This window comes from uncultured Mucilaginibacter sp. (assembly GCF_903913935.1).
Lineage (GTDB): Bacteria > Bacteroidota > Bacteroidia > Sphingobacteriales > Sphingobacteriaceae > Mucilaginibacter.
Genome location: NZ_CAIWNH010000584.1, coordinates 1 through 3751 on the forward strand (window position 1 = coordinate 1; position 3751 = coordinate 3751).

Annotated in this window: 4 protein-coding genes and 1 tRNA gene; 4 read left to right on the forward strand and 1 reads right to left on the reverse strand. The window is 45.5% G+C overall.

Features of this window, described 5'->3' with window-relative positions:
* Positions 1 to 938, reverse strand: a 938-nt coding sequence (locus QZY09_RS23710) for an NAD(P)H-quinone oxidoreductase (protein ID WP_295676924.1), incomplete at its 3' end; no start/stop codon positions are given.
* A 132-nt stretch (positions 939 to 1070) separates the two neighbouring features.
* Here QZY09_RS23710 and QZY09_RS23715 point away from each other — a divergent pair.
* The 4 genes from QZY09_RS23715 to obgE all read left to right on the forward strand — a co-directional run bounded on the left by QZY09_RS23715 (position 1071) and on the right by obgE (position 3503).
* A complete protein-coding gene (locus tag QZY09_RS23715) occupies positions 1071 to 1532 on the forward strand; it encodes a peroxiredoxin (protein ID WP_295676927.1) in 462 nt (153 codons plus the stop codon).
* A gap of 74 nt (positions 1533 to 1606) precedes the next feature.
* Positions 1607 to 1680 (forward strand) — tRNA-Arg (locus tag QZY09_RS23720).
* 142 nt (positions 1681 to 1822) lie between these two features.
* Positions 1823 to 2395: an adenylate kinase gene (locus QZY09_RS23725; protein WP_295676930.1), complete on the forward strand. Its 573-nt coding sequence runs from the start codon at positions 1823 to 1825 to the stop codon at positions 2393 to 2395.
* Positions 2396 to 2504: 109 nt separating this feature from the next.
* Complete coding sequence (obgE, locus tag QZY09_RS23730; RefSeq protein ID WP_295676933.1) at positions 2505 to 3503, forward strand: GTPase ObgE; 999 nt, start codon at positions 2505 to 2507, stop codon at positions 3501 to 3503.
* The last annotated feature ends 248 nt before the right edge of the window (positions 3504 to 3751 follow it).

Genomic DNA, 3751 nt, shown 5'->3' on the forward strand with positions numbered 1-3751 from the left:
ATCTGCCGGTGGGCTTCCGCAGCTTTTTCAAACGGGAAGGTGGCATTGATCACAGCTTTTATTTTGCCCGAGGCCAGCAGCGGCCAGATATTTTTCTCGAGGTTTTGGGCGATGGCTGTTTTAAATGCCGTGTCCCTTGCCCGCAGGGTGGAGCCTGTGATGGTGAGCCGTTTGGTCATGATTTGGGACAGATCAACCTGCACATCTTTGCCGTTCATCATATTGATCAGCACCAGTCGGCCCTCAACAGCCAGGGATTTAATGTTGGGCGCGGCATAATCGCCGCCTATCATATCTAAAATAACGTTAACACCTTTGCCATTGGTGAGCTGTTTGATCACATCAGCAAAGTTTTCAGTTTTATAATTGATGGCTTTGGCTGCGCCGAGATCTTCACAAAACTTACATTTTTCATCACTGCCTGCAGTAATATACACCGTAGCGCCCATAGCTTTGGCCATTTGAATAGCTGCCACGCCAATCCCGCTTGACCCGCCATGCACCAGCAAGGTTTCGCCCGCCTGCAGTTTACCCCTGTCGAACACGTTGCTCCAAACGGTAAAAAAAGTTTCGGGGAGGGATGCCGCTTCTACAAAACTTAAATTGCCGGGGATAGGCAGGCATTGCCCTGCCGGCACGCTGCAATATTCGGCATAGCCACCGCCAGTCACCAGGGCGCATACTTTATCGCCAACTTTCCAGCGGGTAACATTGGCGCCCGTTTCAGTGATCGTGCCGGCAATTTCAAGCCCGGGGATATCCGGCGATGCACCTGCAGGTGGCGGGTAATGCCCCTTGCGCTGCGAAACGTCAGGGCGGTTAATGCCTGCCGCGGCAATTTTCACCAGTACTTCATCAGGGGCGCAGGCCGGCATGGGGCGTTCTTGTAGCTGTAAAACTTTGGGTGCACCGGGCTGGGTAATTACTATTGCTTTCATAGGGTAAATATATCTGCATAAAAAATCAATTCAACCTGTATTTGTTTGCAGCATGCCAAAATTGACCATACAATTATATAAGCGGTATAAAACATTAGCATAATTGTTATTTCTTTGCATAAAAAACTATTTATGGCATTACAACCAGGCTCAGCCGCTCCACAATTTACTTTGATCTCAACCGAAAAAAAACCGGTTTCATTATCCGACTTTAAAGGCAAAAAAGTTGTTCTTCATTTTTTCCCGATGGCTTTTACCGGCGTTTGTACCACACAGTTGTGTACCATGCGCGATAGCTTTGGCTATTATGATGGCCTTAATGCTACTATTTTAGGCATTTCTGTTGATTCGCCTTTTACCCTGGCTAAGTTTAAACAAGAAAACAATTACCAGTTTGAATTACTGTCCGACTTTAACAAAGAAGTATCCGCTGCCTATGGCGCTATTTACGAAGAGTTTGTTTTAGGCCTTAAAGGCGTATCAAAACGGGCGGCTTTTGTTATCGATGAAGAACAAAACATCATCTATGCCGAAGTGCTTGAATCAGCAGGTGATTTGCCGAATTTTGCCGCTATTGCAGCAGCTGTAAAGTAATTTTCAAAAATATTATAGAGGATTGAAAAGAAATCCTATTTTTGCAGTCCCGTTTCAAAAACACTTGAAACAATGCACTTGTAGCTCAATTGGATAGAGCACCTGACTACGGATCAGGAGGTTAGGGGTTCGACTCCCTTCAAGTGCACAGCTTAAAGTCTGAAGTCTTAAGTACAGAGTCCAAAGTCGAAATGGCTTTTATTCGTGCCTTCTGGCTCAAGATTATCAGCTCAGGACTTAACCAAAGCCTTTCTGTATTGTACCGAAAGGCTTTTAATTTTAAATAGAGCATGCTAAACCTGGTTTTGTTTGGCCCACCCGGAGCGGGAAAAGGCACCCAATCGCAGAAACTTATTGAGAAACATGGCTTGATCCATCTTTCAACAGGCGATCTGCTACGTAGCGAAATAGCGCAAGGAACTGAACTGGGCCTGGAAGCAAAAAAGCTGATGGACCAGGGTGTTTTAGTGCCCGATGCGGTGGTTATCGGGATGATCAGCCATAAACTGGATGCCAATAAAGAGGCAAAAGGCTTTATTTTCGACGGTTTCCCTCGTACAGTAGCACAGGCGGAAGCACTGGACCAGTTGCTTGAAAGCAAAAACGCTCCTATATCGGGTATGATTGCGCTTGAAGTGAACGATACAGAGCTGGAGCAGCGATTATTATTAAGGGGTAAAGATTCAGGCAGGCCTGATGATGCCAATCCTGAAGTGATCCGCAAACGTATAAAAGAATATAATGACAAAACCGCCCCTGTTGCCGGTTTCTATAAAGCACAGCATAAATTTAAAAGTATAAACGGCATCGGCTCTGTTGAGGAGATCTTTAATGCGATTGCTGCCGTGATAGATTCTTATTAATTTCGGATTTCGGATGTTCGATTTGGGATTTATTTGGTGTAAGCCAACAATAATTCGCAAATGAAAATTTTCCCAAATCCGAAATCCAAATTCCGAAATCCGAAATAAAATGAGTCAAGGTTCAAACTTTGTTGATTACGTAAAAATTTGTTGCCGCTCAGGTCATGGCGGGGCAGGTTCTTCGCATTTACACCGTGATAAGTTTACGGCAAAGGGCGGACCGGATGGTGGTGATGGCGGTCGCGGCGGTCATGTTATCGTAAAAGGAAACGCCCAGCTTTGGACATTGCTCCACTTAAAATACCGCAAACATGTGATCGCCGGCGACGGCGAATCGGGCGGAAGCTCATTAAAATCAGGTAAAACCGGTCGTGATGAAATTTTGGAGGTACCACTTGGTACCATTGCCAAAAATTCAGAAACGGGCGAAACAATATTCGAGATCACTACCGATGGGGAAACCCGGATCTTAACCGATGGCGGCCGCGGCGGCCTGGGCAACTGGCATTTTAAAACGCCAACCCTGCAAACCCCCCGTTTTGCACAACCCGGCGAAGACGGCAAAGAAGAATGGAACGTACTTGAACTAAAGATATTGGCAGATGTGGGCCTGGTAGGTTTCCCAAATGCGGGTAAATCAACCCTGCTTTCGGTAGTTTCGGCGGCCAAGCCAGAGATCGCTGATTATGCCTTTACTACGATTGTGCCCAACCTGGGCATTGTAGCCTATCGCGGTGGCAAATCATTTGTGATGGCAGATATCCCCGGCATTATTGAAGGTGCGTCGCAGGGAAAAGGATTAGGCTTCAGGTTTTTGAGGCATATCGAGCGCAACTCGGTTTTGCTGTTTATGGTACCGGCTGATACCAACCGCAGCATCAAAGAAGAATACGAGATCCTGCTGCACGAATTAAGAGAATACAACCCCGAAATGCTGGATAAGCCGAGGGTGCTGGCTGTTACCAAATCGGATATGCTGGACGATGAGCTCCAGGCTGAAATGAAAAAGGAACTCCCAATGGATGTCCCTTCAATTTTTATATCATCAGTAGCTCAAAAAAACATTGATGAGCTGAAGGATCTGTTGTGGAGGGAAATTAACGGTTAGTTGATTGGGTTGAATAGGTTAGATTAAGTTGATTGAGTTAGCATTTTCGCCAACCATCCAATGACTTAATGACCCAATGACTTAATGACATTCCCCCTATCTTTTCTCCTTCGCCTCATAAAGCATATAATTATTGCTCAATGGCGATATATCAAATCTTTTATACCCGGTAAATGATTTCATGATCATTTTTTCTTTCGGGCCATTATAATTTTCGGGTAAAACAATAAACAGCGGGCCGGCAAAAC

What these genes read in the sequence shown, in the direction of transcription:
- QZY09_RS23725 (WP_295676930.1), top strand. Translation starts at nt 1,823, where the DNA reads ATGCTAAACCTGGTTTTGTTTGGCCCACCCGGAGCGGGAAAAGGCACC.
- obgE (WP_295676933.1), top strand. Translation starts at nt 2,505, where the DNA reads ATGAGTCAAGGTTCAAACTTTGTTGATTACGTAAAAATTTGTTGCCGC.
- QZY09_RS23715 (WP_295676927.1), top strand. Translation starts at nt 1,071, where the DNA reads ATGGCATTACAACCAGGCTCAGCCGCTCCACAATTTACTTTGATCTCA.